This is a genomic window from Streptomyces coacervatus, assembly GCF_029223485.1.
Lineage (GTDB): Bacteria > Actinomycetota > Actinomycetes > Streptomycetales > Streptomycetaceae > Streptomyces > Streptomyces coacervatus.
This window is the reverse complement of record NZ_JARHTP010000001.1, coordinates 825989-843130: the sequence shown is the minus strand read 5'-3', so window position 1 is coordinate 843130 and position 17142 is coordinate 825989. Positions and strand designations below refer to the sequence as shown.

The following is a 17142-nucleotide window of genomic DNA, read 5'->3' as shown; positions in this document are numbered from 1 at the left end:
TATGAGCCGGTTCCTGGATCCCAGCCCTGCCGATCTGGTCATGGTCACGGCTGAACGGCTCGCGGACCATCCGGACGCCAACGCGACGGTCGGGGCGGTGCTGCACCTGACGGGCGCCGTGCCCGCTCTGGCCGCTCTGCGCGAGCACGTGGCCTTGCGCCTTGCCGGCCTTCCCTGTTTGCGGCATGTCCTGACCGGCGACGGGCCGACGGCACGGTGGATGCCTGCCGTCCCGGACATGGCCCGGCATGTTCGCGATGAGCGGGTGGCCGGTGAGCCGGAGGCTCTTGAGGCAACGGTGCGGCTCCTCCTGCGAGAGCCTTGGACCGAGGGGGCCCCGGCCTGGCGCATGATCCTCCTGCACGGTCACGTGCCCGACGGCTTTGCTCTGCTGTATCTCACCCACCATGCCGTCCAGGACGGCGCCAACGTAGTCACGGTCCTGGAGGCGCTGTTCGGGCCGCGGCTGCTGCCGGGAGAGTTTTCGGTGCTCACCCGGGACTTCTCCCCAACCCCTCGGCCCCGCCTTCACCAAGCCCTGCGGAGCACCGTGACCCTGATGCGCCACGCGCGGCGGCACCATCTGTGGCAATCCGCCTCGCATCCGCTGTCCAGCCGCCGTCACACGCTGTGGGCCCAGGTGCCCTCCGCCGGCCTGCGCACCGCGGCGCGCGTCAGCGGAGCCAGCACCAACGACGTCTATCTCACCGCCGTCGTGCACGCGATCACCCAATGGGCCGAAGAGGCTTGGCCCCGCGCAGTCGACGTGCCGGTCCCCGTGATGGTTCCCGTCAACCTGCGCACGCCCGACGAAGTAGGGGCGCCCGGCAACCGGCTGTTCCTGACCAGGATCGACCTGCCCGGCGGCACCATGCCTGTGGGTCGGCGGCTTGCGCGCACGAAGGCCGTCACCCCTGCCCTGAAGTCCGCCGGACACAAGACGGTGCTTCGAGCGGCTCTCACCCGACTTCCCTGGCGGCTGTTCCAGCGACTGGTGGCCGCGAGCACCGTCCCGGGCCGACTCACCGTCTGCGCCTCGTATGTCGTGGTGCGTCAGCGTCTGCACTACGGCGAGGCGGCAGTGCACCGAATCGACCCCATCATCTGCTGCCCGCCCGGCGTCCCCATGGCCGTTGTGGCGGTCAGTTACGGGGACACGACCAGCGCATGCTTCCGTATCGACCAGGCCCTCCCCGACGCCGACAGCCTTCCCGCACACTGGCGCCGGGCCCACGCGGACCTGGCGGCCACAGCCCCGCCAACCCTGGGTTCCGATCCCGCGCCCGTGGGACGCGTACTGGCCGGACGCGCCACGTCTGGGGCGCGTGCCCTGGTCACTTGGCTCGCTCGACGCTCCACAGCGGCAGGTGCTCGAAGAAGGTGACCGCCTCCTCACGCCACCTTGACCGCCAGTCGGCGGCCACCGCGGAAGCCTGCTCGGCATAGCGCCGCATATCCGTCTGCATCCTGGCCGTCACACCACGGTTCTCGCCGATCTCCCGGACGGCGGCGACGGTTTCCGCTGTGCAGGACGGGTCACCGAGTGCGGCCTGCACCACCACACGCTCGGTGTCCGAGACGGCAGACAGCAGGGCGCTGACGGTGTAGCTGTGCTTGCCGTCGCGGATGTCGGTGCCGGTCGGCTTGCCCATGGTGGCCGCGTCCCCGAACAGGTCCAGGTAGTCATCGCGCATCTGCCCGCAGATCCCCACCAGCCGCGCGTAGTCGCGCAGTTCCTGCATGAAGAGGTCTGGTTGCTCACCTGCGGCCAGGAGTCCGAGCCGCATGGGTGCGAGGATCGAGTAGCGGGCGGACTTGTAGTCGGCCACGCAGTGCAAGGTCTCCTCGCCGACGGTGGCGGTGAAGTCGCGTTCCAGGTCGATGATCTGGCCCACGAACGTGTCGGCTGCCGCCCGTGTCTGCACCTCGACCATGGCCTGCCGCACCGCGACAGGCAGCGTCGCATCGAGCAGTACCTGCAGGGACAGAGCGAGTGCGAGGTCGCCCGCGAGCACGGTGAGACCGAGGGCCGCCTGCGGGTGGCCGGGGAACCGTTCACGGTAGGCGTAGTAGGTGGAAGGGCCGCCGCGGCGGGTGGGGCTGTCGTCGATGAGATCGTCGTGCACCAGACCGTGGGTCTGCAGCAGCTCGATACTCAGCGCCGCGGCGTCCAGTCCTGCGACCGGCTCGGCAGTAACCAGACGGGCTGCCTCATGCAGCAGAACGACCCGCATCCGCTTGCCGCCCCGCAAGGACAATTCCCGCAGCAACTGCAGGCACTCCGGGGTGAAACGGCTGAACGACGGCGCATCGACCCCGGTGCTCAACGTGTCGAAGTAAGCCTCGAAGAGCGTGTTGAACCGGCGCTCGTACCCGGCGACACGATCGAGGACCTGCTCGGTCATGAAGAGTTCTCCCTGCTCGGGGTTGGGTGACACAGCTGTGGACACGTGACGGTGAGGGCTGGTGCCCCGGGGCACGCGGCCTCGGCAGGGTCAGGAGGTGTACTGGGTGGCGGTGACCGCCAGGCCGCGCAGAGCGCGGTCCGCGGCCTGCGGGAAGCCGGCCCCGTCCAGGACCTGCAGCACTTGATCGTAGCGGGAAGCGATCATCCGCTCGGTGTGCTCCCGCGCGCCGGTGTCCTGCAGGATCGTCCGCGCCTCGGTCGCCTCGCGCTCCCCCAGGTCGGCCCGGCCCACGAGGTGGCCGAGCCGCTCCCGCTGGACCTCGTCGGCGCGCTGCAGACCCAGCGCCAGCAGAACGGTCCGCTTGCCTTCCCGCAGATCGCTCAGGCCCGGCGCGCACGCGCCGTCCGGGCTGCCGAACACGTCCAGCAGGTCGTCCCTCAATTGGAACGCCTCCCCCAGCGGCAGGCCCAGCCGCGTGAAGACATCCATCGTGGCCTCACCGGCCCCGGCGACGGCAGCCCCCAGCTGAAGAGGCCGCTCGATGGTCGCGGTCGCGGTCTTGTAGTGGATGATCCGCAAGGCTGCCTCGACGTCGTCGGCGCCACGGCCGGTACCCATCACGTCCAGGTACTGGCCGTACATCACCTCTTCCAGCATCGCGTCAAACAGTCCATGCACCAGCCGCTGCCGCCCCGGCTCCAACCGAGCGGTATGCAGTAACTCCTGTGCCCACATCAATGCGAGGTTCCCCACCAGCAGCGCGCCGCCCGCACCCAGCCGCTCAGCCCGCTCGTCCTCCCCCAGCCGGGCACGCATCACGCGGTGGACCGCGGGGCGGCCCCGGCGGCTGGCCGAGTCGTCCATGATGTCGTCGTGGATGAGAGCAAAGGCCACGAACAGCTCCAAAGACGCCGCGACACGCAACACCGACGTCGCATCCCCGTCTCCGCCTGCTGCATGCCAACCCACCACACACAGCAACGCGCGGATCCGCTTCCCGCCGGCTGCCAAGAAGTCCCGCACGGTCTGCACCACCTCTGGCGGATGCCCCCGGCCCGCCGCCGAGCGGGTCTTTTCGGCCAGGAAGTCCTCAAGTGCTGCATCGACCCGGCGCTGCACTGCGCGCAGATCGATCGCTTGCGCGTCAACCACACCCGAAGTCACCGATTCACCACTCCCAACCGGGCAGTGTCAACCCACACCGGGACGGAGGAAGGTGATCGTAGGGGCTGCGCCCTGCGTCAGGGCGCTGGCGACAACCTGGGCTGTTGGCCGACCGCGTCACCCATTTGGTCTGCATGATCCGTCCAACGACCCGGACCGCTCAAGAACACGCGCGGCGCCACCGCCGACTTCGATCACCCGGCCGTCGCGGGCCCACCCGGGCGGCACACCTGCCCGCAGGTAGCGATCTGAGCCGCCGGCAGTTCCCGCGCAGTACGTGCAGACCGCTGCGTGCATCCGTGCAGCAGTCGCGCGATTACCTCGTCGTGAGGACCGGCCAGCGGTCAAAGGTCAGGAGGATGTGCCGAGTTGGGAAGAGACAGGAGATGCGGGAACGAACAGGGCTGAACACCCAGTCAGTGTGCGCCGTCCAGCCGACCCCGCTGGTCCGCCGTCAGTTCCACGTCCACCGCGGCCAGGTTCTCCTCCAGTTGGGCCGTCGACGAGGCTCCGGCCAGCGGGACGATCGGTAGGGCGCCGCCCAGTTGCCAGGCCAGGACGACCTGGTTGACGGTTGCACCGGTCTCGCGGGCCACCTCGCGCAGGGCTGTGAGGCGGGGCGGGGTGCCGGGGTGGTCGTAGTCGGCCGGGAGGCGGTCCGGGCGGACGTAGGCGCCCTTGAGGAGGGGTGAGTACGAGACCAGGGTCAAGGCGGGTTCGGCGCGCAGGTAGCTCAGCATCTCCGGGCCCACGGCGCCCAGGGTGCCGTCGGGGAAGAGGCCGCTGGGGACGTCGACGCGGGGGCACAGATAGCTGTGCTCGTACTGCAGGACCTCGTAGCCCGGCAGGCCGGCTGCCGCTGCGATGGCTCGGGCCCGCTCGACCCGCCAGACGGCCTGGTTGCTGACGCCGAGCAGGCCGACCATGCCCTCGGCGACGAGTTCCGCGAAGGCCTCGACGGTTTCGCGCTGGGGGACGGTGGGGTCGTCGATGTGGGCGTAGAGCAGGTCGAGCTTGTCGACGCCGAGGCGTTCGCGGCTGCGCTCGGCCGACTCGCGGATGACCTTGGCGGAGAGGCCCTCGGGGTTGTCGATGAAGCCGGTGCCGGGAGCGAGGGGGCGGGCGCCGAGCTTCGTCGCGATGACGATCTCGTTGCCGATGCCGCGGCTGCGCCGCCAGCGGCCGAGGAGTTCCTCGCTCTGGCCGCCCTGGCCGCCGTCCTCCCAGAAGGCATAGTTGTCGGACGTGTCGATGAAGGTGCCGCCGGCCTCGACATACCGGTCGAGGAGCGCGAAGGACGTCCTCTCGTCGGTGCGGGAGCCGAAGAGCATCGCGCCGAGCGCGATGACGCTCACCTCGCGGCGGGTGTCCGGGGCGGTTCCGATGGTGCGGTACTTCATGGGTGTTCCTCCCGTACGGGCCCGGGTTCTCGGGCACGTACGGGAGTCTTCTGCTTGAAGCGCACTTCAAGTCAAGCCTTCGCGAAGGGACCTTCCAGCGCGGCCCACTGCAGCAGCATGATCGTCTTGGCGTCGTTGATCTCGCCGGTGCGGATCATCTCCAGGGCGCGGCGGAAGGGCAGTTCGACGATCTCGATGTCCTCGCCCTCCTCGTCGAGGCCGCCGCCTTCGTGGGTGCGGGTGGAGGGGCCGTAGGCGGCGGCGTAGAAGCTGACGCGTTCGGTGACCGAGCCGGGGCTCATATAGACGTCGAAGACGTGCTGGATCTCGCCGATGGTGTGGCCGGTCTCCTCCACGACCTCGCGGCGGACGGCGAGTTCGGGGTGTTCGTCATCGTCGTCGAGGAGTCCGCCGGGGGTCTCGATGAGCATGCCGTCGGGGTGGCCGTTGACGTAGACCGGGAAGCGGAACTGGCGGGTGAGCAGGACCGTTTCGCGTTCGGCGTCGTAGAGCAGCATGGTCGCGCCGTTGCCGCGGTCATGGGTCTCGCGCTGCTCGGTGCTCCAGCTTCCGTCGGTGTGCTGGATGTCGAAGGTGGTGGCGCGCTCGACGTACCAGTGGCTGGAGAGCAGTTTCACCTCCCGCACCTTCACGCGCGGGTTGCCGGTCAGGTCGAGGCCGGTGCGGTCCAGGCCGGTGCGGCCGCGGCGGTCCGGGGTGTCGATGCCGGCTGTCATCGGAGACCTCCGGCCGTGCGTGAGTAGGTCATGGTCGCTGTTTACCACGGCCGTCGGTCAGGTCAGGCGCAGTACGTGGGCATGCCAGGCCGGCAGGTCGACGAAGAGGCCCGGGGTGAGCAGGGCGTCGCCGTCGCGGTCGTACGTCTGGTTCGTGAGGAGATCGGTGAGGTGGCAGGGGCGGCCGGTGAGGTCGGGCCAGGGCAGGGGCACTTGTCCCTGGGCGGGGGTGTCGGAGAGGTTGACGATCACGAGGTGGCGGGTGTCGGGGGCGGTCCAGCTCCAGGCCAGCAGGCCCCGGCGAGTGTCGTTGTCGGGCCAGCCGGTGGTGGCGAGCAGGTGCCAGTCGCCCTCGCGTACGGCGGCCGCGGCGGGGAGCAACTGGCCGTAGAAGGCGCGGAGTTGCTCGTCGAGCGGCTCCTGCGGGCGGCGGGAGAGGAAGACCGGTGGGCGTACCTTGCGGCCCTCGAACTGGCCCTCGTGCCAGAGCGTCGCGCCGGGCAGGGTGGCGATGGTGACGGCTACGGCACGGTGTCGGTCGGGCGGGAGGGTGGCGGCGGCGCGGGGTTCGTCGTGGTTCTCCAGGAAGCGGACCAGGCCGCGCTGGTAGGCGAGGTCGGCCTGGAGGTGGCTGCGGGTCGACTCGGCGGTCTCGTGGAGGAGGCGGTCGTAGAGCCGTTTGTCGTAGCAGTGGTCGAAGCCCTGTTGCTGCAGGGCCCATTCGAGGTCCCAGTACGCCTCGGCGACGAAGAGCAGGTCGGGGTGGCGGGCCCGGACCCGCGGGACGACGTATGGCCAGAAGTCCTCGGCGGGCGCGGGTCCGGCCCGGTCTCCCCAGGTCTTGGCGAAGACGTCGTTCATCAGCAGCATCGCCATGTCGCAGCGCACGCCGTCCGCCTGGTCGCCGATGGAGACGAGGGTGTCGACGGCCGCGGTGCGCAAGTCGTCGCTGAAGGCGTCGAGTTGGACGACGTCCTGCCAGGGAGCGAAGTAGGGATCGCGGCCGTTGGCGTAGATGTGTCCGCCGATTTCCAGGAAGGCCTGGGGCGCGCGGGTCAGGTCGTCCACCGTGCCCTTGATCAGGCGGTCGGGGTGGTCGGTGAGCCAGGGGTGGTCGGGGGCCACGTGGTTGGGCACATAGTCGAGGATCAACCGCACGCCCCGGGTGGCCAGTTGGGCGCGGGCCTCGGCCAGGCCATCGGGTCCGCCGAGGCCCGCGTCGACCACGTAGTTGCGTACGCAGTACGCGGATCCGGCGATGTCCGCCTCGGTCAGGTCGGGCAGCGCCTGACGGAACGACGCGAGCAGGGCCGTATCGCGCAGGGCGATCGCGAGGCCGGCCGGGCTGCGCTCCCAGACGCCCATCAGCCAGACCGTGTCGATGCCGGGCCGGGCGACCTCGTCCCAGACCTCGCCGGGTACGTCGCCCAGGGTGACGCGGCGTCCGTACCGGCCGCTCAACTCGCCCAGCCAGACAAGGGTGTTGATCTCGTAGATGACGGTCATGACAGGGGCTCCTCTCCACCCGCGCCCTCGAACCGTTCGTCCACCGGCTGTTCGTCCACGGACCGCAGGGACTCGCGGCCGCCGCGGTGCCAGTCGTCGGCGCTGATGGCGTGGAACAGGGTCGCGGTGGCGGCCACCAGTCCGGTCCAGCCGGTCTGGTGGGAGGCGCCGAGGCCCGCGCCGTTGTCGCCGTGGAAGTACTCGTAGAAGAGGATCAGGTCCTTCCAGTGGGGGTCCTTGGCGAACTTGGGCTGTGCGCCGTGGACCGGGCGGTGGCCGTCCTCGCCGGTCAGGAAGGTGGCGGTGAGCCGGTCGGAGATCTCGCGGGCGACCTCGTAGAGGTTCAGCCGGCGTCCGGAGCCGGTCGGGCACTCCACGGTGAAGTCGGGGCCGTGGTAGGCGTGCAGGTTCAGCAGGGCGCGGATCAGGAGGAGGTTCATCGGGAACCACACCGGGCCGCGCCAGTTGGAGTTGCCGCCGAACATGCCGGAGTCGGACTCCGCGGGCAGATAGCCGACGCCGTACGTCTGCCCGTTGACGTCGAAGTGGTACGGGTGCTCGGCGTGGTAGCGGGAGAGGGAACGGATGCCGTGCGGGCCGAGGAATTCGTTCTCGTCGAGCATCCGGGCCAGGATGCGGCGCAGCCGGTCCTCGCCGAACAGGGCGAAGAGGTAGCGGCCGTTCTCGTCGGCCGTGCCCAGGTCGTGCTGCTGGACGACGGCCTCGACGGCCGGGTGCCGCCTGATGAACTCCTTTGCTCCCTCGACCAGTTCGGGGAAGGTCCGGTCGGCCCGGCCGCCGATCACGCTGGTCGCCGCAAGGGGTATCAGGCCGACCAGCGAGCGCACCCGCAGCCGGGTGGCACTGCCGTCGGGCAGCCGCAGCACGTCGTAGAAGAAGCCGTCCTCCTCGTCCCACAGGCTGGCGTTGTCCTTGCCGATGCGGTTCAGGGCGACCGCGATCCAGGCGAAGTGCTCGAAGAGCATCTGTGCCTGCTCGACGTAGACCGGGTTGTCGACGGCGAGTTCGATGGCGATGTCGAGGAGGTTCTGGCAGTACAGCGCCATCCATGCGGTGCCGTCGGCCTGGTCGAGGTGGCCGCCGGTGGGCAGGGGGGCGCTGCGGTCGAAGACGCCGATGTTGTCGAGGCCGAGGAAGCCGCCCTGGAAGACGTTGTTGCCGTCGACGTCCTTGCGGTTGAGCCACCAGGTGAAGTTCTTCATCAGCTTCTGGAAGGCGTTCTCCAGGAAGGCTCGGTCGGCACGGCCCGTGCGGTGCTTCTCCAGTTCGTAGACGAAGAGGACCGCCCAGGCGTGGACGGGCGGGTTGACGTCGCCGAAGTTCCATTCATAGGCCGGGATCTGGCCGTTGGGGTGCAGATAGAGGCGGCGCAGGAGCAGTTCCAGCTGGCCCTTGGCGAAGCCGATGTCGACCATGGACAGGGCGAGGGTGTGGAAGGCGAGGTCCCAGGCCGCGAACCACGGGTACTCCCAGGTGTCCGGCATCGACATGACCTCGTCGTTGACCATGTGGTACCAGGCGCTGTTGCGGACGCTCGGGTCGGCGGAGAGCGGATCGACGCCGTGCTCGGCCAGCCAGCGCTCGACGTCGAGGTAGTAGTACTGCTTGCTCCACAGCATCCCGGCGAGCGCCTGGCGCACCAGTCGGCGCTCGTCCTCGCCCATGCCGTCCGGGACGACGTCCTCGTAGAAGGCGTCCGCCTCGGTCCGGCGTGCGTCCATGACGGCCGCGAACTCGCCCCACGGTTCTGCGAGTTCGGTGTCGGACAGCCGGAGCCGCACGGTCGCGCTCTCGCCGGCGGGGATGGTCAGGGTGTGGTGGACGGCGGCCTTGGTGCCGGTCTGCGCGGGGTTGACGGCCGTGGTCTCGCCGTGGACGACGCAGCGGTGGATGCCGTCCTTGACGTAGGGCGTGCTGTTCGGGCTGCCGAAGATGCGCTCGTTGTTCGTCTCGTTCTCGGTGAAAAGTGCGGGGGCGTCGGTGTCGAAGTACAGCCATCGCGGGCCGAGCTCCTCGTGGTCGGCGCGGAGGGCGCTCCCGGTGCGGTGCAGGCTGGGGACGGCGGTGCCGCCCGCCCAGGACCAGGTGTGCCGGAACCAGAGCGTCGGCAGCAGGTGGAGGACGGCCTCGTCGGGGCCGCGGTTGTGCGCGGTGATCTCGACGAGCAGGTCTTCCGGTCCCGCCTTGGCGTACTCGACGAACACGTCGAAGTAGCGGTCCTCGTCGAAGATGCCGGTGTCGAGCAGCTCGTACTCGAAATCGCGGCGGCCGCGGGCCTTGTTGGTGTCGACGAGGTCGGCGTAGGGGAACTCGCCCTGCGGGTACTTGTAGAGGTACTTCATGTACGAGTGGGTGGGCGTGCTGTCGAGGTGGAAGTAGTACTCCTTGACGTCCTCGCCGTGGTTGCCCTCGGTGTTGGTCAGGCCGAACATCCGCTCCTTGAGGATCGGGTCGCGGCCGTTCCACAGGGCGAGCGCGAAGCACAGCCGCTGCTTGTCGTCGCTGATGCCGGCGATACCGTCCTCGCCCCAGCGATAGGCGCGGGAGCGTGCCTGGTCATGGGTGAAGTACGACCAGGCGTCGCCGCCGGGGCTGTAGTCCTCCCGGACGGTCCCCCACTGGCGCTCGCTGAGGTAGGGACCCCAGCGGCGCCAGGCCGCCCGGGACGCGTCGGCCTCCGTCAGCCGCTGCCGCTCGGCGCCCACCGTGCCGCTGTCCGCCGCCATCGCCGCCTCCTTGGCCCAGCCCGGCATTGTTCCCAGACTCGGGCGTCCCGGGCGGGCCCGCAATGGGTGGGCGGCGGAGGGGGGACTTCCCTATCCGGCGGTGACGGCGGCCGCCGGTTCCGGCTCCGCGACCGGCGGATGCGCGAGGTCGTAGGCGCTCTCCGCGTGCAGGTGGACGTCGACGCCGCCCTCCTCGACCTCGGGGCGCACCCGCAGGCCCATGGTCCTGTCGAGGGCCTTGGCGATCAGCCAGGTGACGCCGAAGGAGTACGCCAGGACGGCGAAGGCGCCCACGGCCTGCTTGCCGAGGAGGCCGAGACCGCCGCCGTAGAGCAGACCGTCCACGCCGTTGGGGGCCCCGGAGGTGGCCAGCACGCCCACGAGCAGGGTGCCGGTGATGCCGCCGACCAGGTGGATGCCGACGACGTCGAGGGAGTCGTCGTAGCCGAGCCGGTACTTGAGGCCGACGGCCAGCGCGCACACCGCGCCGCCGATCGCGCCCAGCAGCAGCGCGCCGAGCGGGGAGACGGCGCCACAGGAGGGGGTGATGGCGACGAGGCCGGCGATCGCGCCCGACGCGGCGCCCAGGCTCGTCGCATGGCCGTCGCGCAGCTTCTCCACGACCAGCCAGCCGAGCATGGCGGAGCAGGTCGCGGTGAAGGTGTTCAGCACGACCACCGAGGCGGCGTTGGACGAGGTGAGCGCGGAGCCGCCGTTGAAGCCGAACCAGCCGAACCAGAGCAGGCCCGCGCCCAGCATCACCAGGGGCAGGTTGTGGGGCCGTTCGGCGCCGCCGTCCTTCTTCCAGCCGATGCGCTTGCCGAGGACGAGGATCACGGCGAGGGCCGCCGCGCCGGAGTTGATGTGGACGGCTGTGCCGCCCGCGAAGTCGATCGCGCCGAGCTTGTTGACGATCCAGCCGCCGACCACGCCCTTGCCGTCGAAGGCGAACACCCAGTGCGCGACCGGCAGATAGACCAGCGTCACCCAGATGCCGGTGAAGGTCATCCAGGCGCCGAACTTGATGCGGTCGGAGATCGCACCGCAGATCAGGGCGGCGGTCAGCGCCGCGAAGAGGGCCTGGAAGGCAGCGAACACGGAGAGCGGGATGACGGCCTTCGGGTCGTCCTTCATGACGCCGCTCATACCGAAGTACTCGGTGATGTCACCGAGGATTCCGGCCCCGCCGATCGAGTCCCCGAACGAGGCCGAGAAGCCGTAGACGACCCAGATGCAGCCGACGAGGGCGACGGAGCCGAAGGTCATCATGATCATGTTGAGGACGCTCTTGGCGGCGACCATGCCGCCGTAGAAGAGGGCGAGGCCCGGCACCATCAGACAGACGAGTGCCGTGCTCGCGAGCATCCAAGCGGTACTTCCGGTGTCCATGCGCACACTCCGCAGAGAGGTCCAGCCGAGGGAAACGGTGTTTCACGGCAGTAGACCGAAGGTGCGTTACGGGACAGCTCCATGGCTGATTAAAGCCGGGTTTCAGTGGTGGGGGCCCTGGCGCCTGTCCGGCGAGGGGATGCCTTCACGTCTCGGCGCGGCGGAACTTACGGTTTGTGGGTTACCCAGAGCAGTTCCGCCGGCCAGCGGTGTGCCCAGTCGGGCGGGTCGGTTTCGTTGTAGCCGTTGGCTGTTCCGAGTTCGGGCCGCGGCTCGATGAGGTCGTCGATGACGAGACCTGCGCCGCGCAGGACCTTGACCCAGTCGCCGTAGGTGAGTTGATAGCTGGTCGCGCCCTGGTCTTCGGCGATGGTGTTCAGCCCGAAGTAGTCCTGCTGCAGCGTCGTGGTCACGCGGCTGGCGGCTTCGTCGTAGCAGGCTTCGAACCATGGGCTGGCGACGTTGAACACCAGGCGCCCACCGCGGCGCAGGATGCGTGCGGCCTGCGGGACGGCCAGGTGCGGGGGCGCCCAGCTGAGCCCGCCGTAGTCACAGAACACCAGGTCGAAGCTGTCGGCGGCGAACGGGAGGTGTTCGGCGGCGCCTTGCACCAGCGGGTAGCGGGCCGCTCCCATCGCGCGAGCTGCCGCGGCGAGCTGGGCTTCGGACAGGTCGAGCCCGACCACGGTGGCGCCCTCAGCGGCGAGCGCCCTGGACCACTGGCCGGCACCGCAGCCGAGTTCGAGGACGCGCTTGCCGGTGACGTCGCCCAGGGCGTGCAGGTGCGCGTCAGGGATGGAGTACATGCCCCACAGCCGGGGTGCGGCGCCGATTTGCGGGTCGTGCTCGTGCTGGTAGGCGCTGCTGATCCGGTTCCAGAGCCGCCGGTTGGCGGGGATGCTGTCCACGTGCCGACTCCAGCACTGCCTGCCGGGGGCGGTCAACACGATTAGGGCACTGGCCGGCCCTCGCCTCGGTCCGGCCCCGGCTCGGCCTACGATCCGCCGGACGGGCCCTAAGGGCCTGTCCGGCGGATCAGCCCGGCGTCGCGGGCGGCCAGGACGCGCTGTACCTTGTAGCCGGCCTGATCCGCCGGACAGACCCTAGTGGTGGGGGCTGTCCCCGAACGCCGTCACCGTCAGGAAGCGGATGGGCAGTTCGACCAGCCGCTCGGGGCCGTGCGGGGCCTCGCCGTCGAACTGGAGGGCGTCGCCGGGGCGCAGGGTGTAGCTGGACTTGCCGTGGCCGTAGACCATGACGCCTTCGAGCATGTAGAGGAGCTCGGTGCCGGCGTGCTGGAAGAGCGGGAACACCTCGCTCTCCTCGGTCAGGGTGACCAGCAGGGCGTCCATCCGCTTGTGGGCGCCCCGGAGCGAGCCGAGCTGGGCGTACTCGTGGCCGACCTTGGTGCCCCTCCGGACGATGCGGGCGCCGTGCCCGGCGGGCACGAAGACCGCCTCGCGTTCGTCGTCCATGCCGCGGAACAGGGCGGTCACGGGGACGTCGAGACCGCGTGCGAGCCGGGAGAGGGTGGTGAGGCTGCACGCGGTCTGGGCGTTCTCGATCTTCGACAGCATGGCTTTGGAGATGCCGACCCGCTGTGCCATCTCACCGACCGAGAGCCCGGCAGTCTGCCGGTACTCACGGGCCCGGACCGCGATGATGCGCTCCAGGGCCTTGTCGTCGGCTTCCGCTGCGGGTTCGGGGTGCTCGCTCACCGGCGCATCCTATGCCGAGCGCCCCAGGCGGAAGCGCGAGTGGGGCTCGGCGCTGCCGCTGGCGAGGTCGGCGGCCATCGCGCCGATGAGCGGGGCGAATTTCGCGCCGTGGCCGGAGCACGGCGAGGCGATGACGAACGGGCCGTGCCGGTCGACGACGAAATCCTCGTCGGGGGTGGTGGTGTAGAGGCAGGTCGCCTCGGCCACCGAGTCGGGTTCGAGGCCCGGGAGGCGGTCGCGCACGAAGCCGCTCACGCGGGTGCGCGACGACGGGTCGACCACCCCGGTGCGGGTGCGGGCGGTGGTGGGGGTGCCGCGGTCGTGCTCGGCGACCTTGACCGCGGGCAGCGGGCCTCCGTCGCTTCCCGACGGCAGGCCGTACAGGTGCAGGTCGCCGTCCCAGATCAGGGTCGGCCACTGGACGGAGGGGTCCCGCTGCCGGAAGTGGAAGACCTGCTGCTGGGTCACCTCCAACTGCGGTAGGGCGAAGGGCAGTTCGAGCTCGGGCAGCCAGGCGCCGGCTGCGATCACCACCGTGTCGGCGAGGATCTCGCGGCGGTCGTCGGTGCGCAGCAGCACCTTCTCGGGGGTGCCCTGGACGTCGATGCCCGTGACGCGCGAGCCGATGATCGCCTCCGCGCCGTGCTCGATCGCCCGCCGTACGCAGGCCGAGACGGTCTGGTCGGCGTCGACGACGCCCGCGTCCGGGTGGTACAGCACCGGGCCCGTGATGCGGATGTACGGCCAGCGCTCCGAGGCCTCTTCCGGGCCGAGGAGTTCGTGGGGCACACCGGCCGCGGCGAGGAGATCGGCGATCGCCTTCGTGTCCCGACCCTCGCCCATGTCGAGGCCACCGGTCTTACGCAGCAAGGGAGTTGAGGCATCGTCCTGCAGTTCCCGCCACTGCTCGTACGCCTGCCCGGTCAGTCCTACGTAGAAGGGGTCGGCGTACGCCCGCCGGATGATCCGTGAGCTGCCGTGCGAGCTGCCGTGCCCGTGGCCGATGTCGTACGCCTCGATGAGCGTGACGTCGTGGCCGCGCCGGGCCAGTTGCCAGGCGGTGGCCGCGCCCATCAGCCCGGCACCTACGACGGCGATCACAGACCCTCCCCGGGGATCCAGTTGGTACCCGCGAGGGGGACGCGGGCCATGGCGGCGGATTCGATGGTAAGGGCAACCAGGTCCTCCGGTTCGAGGTGCAGGAGGTGGGCCTTGCCGCAGGCGCGGGCGAGGGTCTGGGCCTCCATGGTCATCACGCGCAGGTAGTTCGCGAGGCGGCGGCCGGCCTCCACCGGGTCGAGGCGGGCGGCGAGCTCCTCGTCCTGGGTGGAGATGCCGGCCGGGTCGCGGCCGTCCTGGTAGTCGTCGAAGTAGCCTGCCGCGGAGCCGAGTTCGCGGTACTGGGCGTCGTACTTGGGGTGGTTGTCGCCGAGCGCGATCAGCGCGGCCGTGCCGATGGCGACGGCGTCCGCGCCGAGCGCGAGGGCCTTGGCCATGTCGGCGCCGCCCCGGATGCCGCCGGAGACGACCAGCTGGACCTCACGGTGCACACCCAGCTCCTGCAGGGCCCGCACGGCTTGGGGCAGGGCGGCCAGAGTGGGGATGCCGACGTGCTCGATGAAGACGTCCTGGGTGGCGGCGGTGCCGCCCTGCATGCCGTCGACGACCACGACGTCCGCGCCCGCGTGCACGGCCAGCTTCACGTCGTAGTAGGTCCGGGTCGCACCGACCTTCACATAGATCGGCTTCTCCCAGTCCGTGATCTCACGCAGCTCCAGGATCTTGATGGCGAGGTCGTCGGGGCCGGTCCAGTCGGGGTGGCGGCAGGCGCTGCGCTGGTCGATGCCGATGGGCAGCGTGCGCATTCCGGCAACCCGTTCGGTGATCTTCTGCCCGAGCAGCATGCCTCCGCCGCCGGGCTTGGCGCCCTGGCCGAGAACCACCTCGATGGCGTCGGCGGCCCGCAGATCGTCGGGGTTCATGCCGTACCGGGACGGCAGGTACTGGTAGACGAGGTGCTTGGAGTGCCCGCGCTCCTCCGGCGTCATACCGCCGTCACCGGTTGTCGTGGACGTACCGACCTCGCTGGCGCCACGACCGAGGGCCTCCTTGGCCTGGGCGGAGAGGGCGCCGAAACTCATGCCGGCGATGGTGACGGGTGTCTTCAGGTGCAAGGGATACTTGGCGTGCCGGGCACCGAGGACCACGTCGGTGTCACAGCGCTCGCGGTAACCCTCCAGCGGATAACGGGACATGGAGGCACCGAGCAGCAACAGATCGTCGAAGTGCGGCAGTTGGCGCTTGGCGCCCCAGCCTCGAATGTCGTAGATACCGGTCTCGGCAGCACGCTGGATGGCATGAATGGTGGCTCGATCGAAGGTCGCAGACTCACGCAGACCGTGGGATGCGGGTTCCAAGGTTCAGCTCCTAACAAGCGGGTGTGGGGCGCCCCCTGCTTTTAGGGGCGCGGGGAACTGCGCGACCAGCCACATCCAGCCCGCAGCCAAATACAGCCCCCAGCGGAGCTAATAAGCCGTCGTGTTGTCGACCTTGAAGTGGTACAACTCCCGGGCCGAGCCGTACCGCCGAAACCCCGTAGGGTCCTCGTCTCGCTCAGCGGCCTTCAGCAACTCGGCCACCTCCGCGAGGTGTTCGGCCCGCATCTCCTTCTCCACGCAGTCCGCGCCAAGCGACTTCACCGTGCCGCGCACGTAAATCCGGGCCTCGTACAACGAGTCCCCCAACGCATCCCCCGCGTCACCACACACCACCAACCGCCCGGCCTGCCCCATGAACGCGCTCATGTGACCGACATTGCCGCCGACAACAATGTCCACGCCCTTCATGGAAATCCCGCACCGCGCAGACGCATCCCCGTCGATGACCAGAAGACCCCCGTGGGCGGTGGCCCCGGCCGACTGGGACGCATTGCCGCGCACCCGCACCGTGCCGGACATCATGTTCTCGGCGACTCCTGTGCCCGCGTTGCCATGCACGGTGACCGTGGCGCGCTGGTTCATCCCGGCGCAGTAGTAGCCGACATGGCCTTCGATGTCGACGGCGAGATCCTCCCGTATGCCACACGCGACGGCATGCGCACCACGTGGATTCAGCACCCTCCAGGAACCGGCCTCCGGAGCATGCAGGGCCTGGTTCAGATCCCGTACTGGCGTCTGCGCCAGGTCGATCAGCGTCGCCATACGTACACCTCTTCCGGCTCGGGTTCGAAGATGCGGGCGTTCTCGATGCCCGGCAGGACGTCCAGCGCCCGGTACTCGGAGGCCATCGCCACCCAGTCCGCCGTCTCCGCGACCAGCGCCGGCTTGCAGGCGATGGCGTCGCGGACGACCGCGAAGGAGTCGCCGGTGGACACCAGCAGCGTGTAGAAGCCGTCGAAGCGTTCGCACAGCAGCCGCAGCGCCTTCTCCAGGTCGGCGCCCTGCGCCAGCTGGTGCGCGACGAAACGGGCGCCCACCTCGGAGTCGTTCTCGCTGTCGAACTTCACGCCCTGGGCGCGCAGTTCACGGCGGATGGTGGCGTGGTTGGCGAAGGAGCCGTTGTGGACGAGGCACTGGCCGGGCCCGACGGAGAAGGGGTGGGCGCCCTCGGGGGTGACGGCTGACTCGGTGGCCATGCGGGTGTGGCCGACGCCCTGCCAGCCGGTGACCGACGCGAGCCCGAAGGACTTCGCCAACTCCACCGGATTCCCGGTGCCCTTGAGTACGGCCATGTCGGTGCCGGAGCCGATGACGGTGGCATGCGGCAGCGCATCGGCCACCGCGGTGAGAAGACCGGTGCCCGCGTGCACGACCGTCGTCGCGTCGGCCGCGACTGCGACCGCGCCCGGCAGCGCGGCCTCGGCTTCGGCGGGCGTGACCCCGAGCAGCGACACGACCTCGCGGCCCGGCGGGGACAGTCGAGGGTCGCCGTAGACCGCGACACCGGCCGAGTCCGGGCCGCGCTCCACAACCTGGCCGAGCATCGCGCTCAGCAGCTCACCGAGCCGTGGTTCCAGTGAGGGCTCACGCAGATGCAGCCCCACGATTCCGCACATCTCAAGTCCCTTCGGAATG

General features: G+C 69.8%; 14 protein-coding genes. 1 reads left to right on the top strand and 13 read right to left on the bottom strand.

Going from position 1 to position 17142, the window contains the following annotated elements:
* The first annotated feature begins 1 nt into the window (after window position 1).
* Window positions 2–1384 carry a wax ester/triacylglycerol synthase domain-containing protein gene (locus tag P2Q00_RS03710; RefSeq protein ID WP_275769374.1) on the top strand — a complete coding sequence of 461 codons (1383 nt, stop codon included), beginning with the start codon at window positions 2–4 and terminating at the stop codon, window positions 1382–1384.
* On the opposite strand, the gene P2Q00_RS03705 is transcribed toward P2Q00_RS03710, so the two are convergent.
* From P2Q00_RS03705 to P2Q00_RS03645, 13 genes are all read right to left on the bottom strand, one after another.
* Window positions 1335–2405, bottom strand: coding sequence for a polyprenyl synthetase family protein (locus P2Q00_RS03705; RefSeq protein ID WP_275769371.1), 1071 nt, complete (start codon window positions 2403–2405; stop codon window positions 1335–1337). The genes P2Q00_RS03710 and P2Q00_RS03705 overlap by 50 nt on opposite strands.
* 90 nt (window positions 2406–2495) lie before the next feature.
* A complete protein-coding gene (locus P2Q00_RS03700) occupies window positions 2496–3572 on the bottom strand; it encodes a polyprenyl synthetase family protein (protein WP_275769369.1) in 1077 nt (358 codons plus the stop codon).
* A gap of 416 nt (window positions 3573–3988) precedes the next feature.
* Entirely contained in the window at window positions 3989–4972 is a 984-nt protein-coding gene (locus P2Q00_RS03695; RefSeq protein WP_275769367.1) for an aldo/keto reductase, read from the bottom strand.
* Window positions 4973–5043: 71 nt separating this feature from the next.
* Window positions 5044–5709 (bottom strand): NUDIX domain-containing protein, encoded by a 666-nt coding sequence (locus P2Q00_RS03690; protein WP_275769364.1) that lies wholly within the window; start codon window positions 5707–5709, stop codon window positions 5044–5046.
* A 57-nt stretch (window positions 5710–5766) separates the two neighbouring features.
* On the bottom strand, window positions 5767–7215 hold the full coding sequence (locus P2Q00_RS03685) for an alpha-amylase family protein (protein WP_275769362.1): 1449 nt from the start codon (window positions 7213–7215) through the stop codon (window positions 5767–5769).
* Window positions 7212–9962, bottom strand: a complete 2751-nt coding sequence (locus P2Q00_RS03680) for an MGH1-like glycoside hydrolase domain-containing protein (RefSeq protein ID WP_275769361.1) — start codon at window positions 9960–9962, stop codon at window positions 7212–7214. The genes P2Q00_RS03685 and P2Q00_RS03680 overlap by 4 nt, the downstream gene beginning before the upstream one ends.
* A 90-nt stretch (window positions 9963–10052) precedes the next feature.
* Window positions 10053–11351 carry an ammonium transporter gene (locus P2Q00_RS03675; RefSeq protein WP_275769359.1) on the bottom strand — a complete coding sequence of 433 codons (1299 nt, stop codon included), beginning with the start codon at window positions 11349–11351 and terminating at the stop codon, window positions 10053–10055.
* Between the two features lie 167 nt (window positions 11352–11518).
* Window positions 11519–12259, bottom strand: coding sequence for a class I SAM-dependent methyltransferase (locus P2Q00_RS03670; protein ID WP_275769356.1), 741 nt, complete (start codon window positions 12257–12259; stop codon window positions 11519–11521).
* A gap of 195 nt (window positions 12260–12454) precedes the next feature.
* Window positions 12455–13069: a helix-turn-helix domain-containing protein gene (locus tag P2Q00_RS03665; RefSeq protein WP_275769354.1), complete on the bottom strand. Its 615-nt coding sequence runs from the start codon at window positions 13067–13069 to the stop codon at window positions 12455–12457.
* A 9-nt stretch (window positions 13070–13078) separates the two neighbouring features.
* Complete coding sequence (gene solA / locus P2Q00_RS03660) at window positions 13079–14170, bottom strand: N-methyl-L-tryptophan oxidase (RefSeq protein WP_275769351.1); 1092 nt, start codon at window positions 14168–14170, stop codon at window positions 13079–13081.
* The gene (locus P2Q00_RS03655) at window positions 14167–15486 is read right to left on the bottom strand and encodes an FMN-binding glutamate synthase family protein (protein WP_275769349.1); all 1320 of its coding nucleotides are present in this window, start codon (window positions 15484–15486) and stop codon (window positions 14167–14169) included. The genes solA and P2Q00_RS03655 overlap by 4 nt, the downstream gene beginning before the upstream one ends.
* Window positions 15487–15594: 108 nt before the next feature.
* Window positions 15595–16269, bottom strand: coding sequence for a GltB/FmdC/FwdC-like GXGXG domain-containing protein (locus P2Q00_RS03650; RefSeq protein WP_275769346.1), 675 nt, complete (start codon window positions 16267–16269; stop codon window positions 15595–15597).
* On the bottom strand, window positions 16257–17123 hold the full coding sequence (locus tag P2Q00_RS03645) for a class II glutamine amidotransferase (protein ID WP_275769343.1): 867 nt from the start codon (window positions 17121–17123) through the stop codon (window positions 16257–16259). Before P2Q00_RS03645 ends, P2Q00_RS03650 begins: the two co-directional genes overlap by 13 nt.
* Window positions 17124–17142: the final 19 nt, after the last annotated feature.

What these genes read in the sequence shown, in the direction of transcription:
- P2Q00_RS03710 (WP_275769374.1), top strand. Translation starts at nt 2, where the DNA reads ATGAGCCGGTTCCTGGATCCCAGCCCTGCCGATCTGGTCATGGTCACG.
- P2Q00_RS03705 (WP_275769371.1), bottom strand. Translation starts at nt 2,405, where the DNA reads ATGACCGAGCAGGTCCTCGATCGTGTCGCCGGGTACGAGCGCCGGTTC.
- P2Q00_RS03695 (WP_275769367.1), bottom strand. Translation starts at nt 4,972, where the DNA reads ATGAAGTACCGCACCATCGGAACCGCCCCGGACACCCGCCGCGAGGTG.
- P2Q00_RS03690 (WP_275769364.1), bottom strand. Translation starts at nt 5,709, where the DNA reads ATGACAGCCGGCATCGACACCCCGGACCGCCGCGGCCGCACCGGCCTG.
- P2Q00_RS03685 (WP_275769362.1), bottom strand. Translation starts at nt 7,215, where the DNA reads ATGACCGTCATCTACGAGATCAACACCCTTGTCTGGCTGGGCGAGTTG.
- P2Q00_RS03680 (WP_275769361.1), bottom strand. Translation starts at nt 9,962, where the DNA reads ATGGCGGCGGACAGCGGCACGGTGGGCGCCGAGCGGCAGCGGCTGACG.
- P2Q00_RS03675 (WP_275769359.1), bottom strand. Translation starts at nt 11,351, where the DNA reads ATGGACACCGGAAGTACCGCTTGGATGCTCGCGAGCACGGCACTCGTC.
- P2Q00_RS03650 (WP_275769346.1), bottom strand. Translation starts at nt 16,269, where the DNA reads ATGGCGACGCTGATCGACCTGGCGCAGACGCCAGTACGGGATCTGAAC.
- P2Q00_RS03645 (WP_275769343.1), bottom strand. Translation starts at nt 17,123, where the DNA reads ATGTGCGGAATCGTGGGGCTGCATCTGCGTGAGCCCTCACTGGAACCA.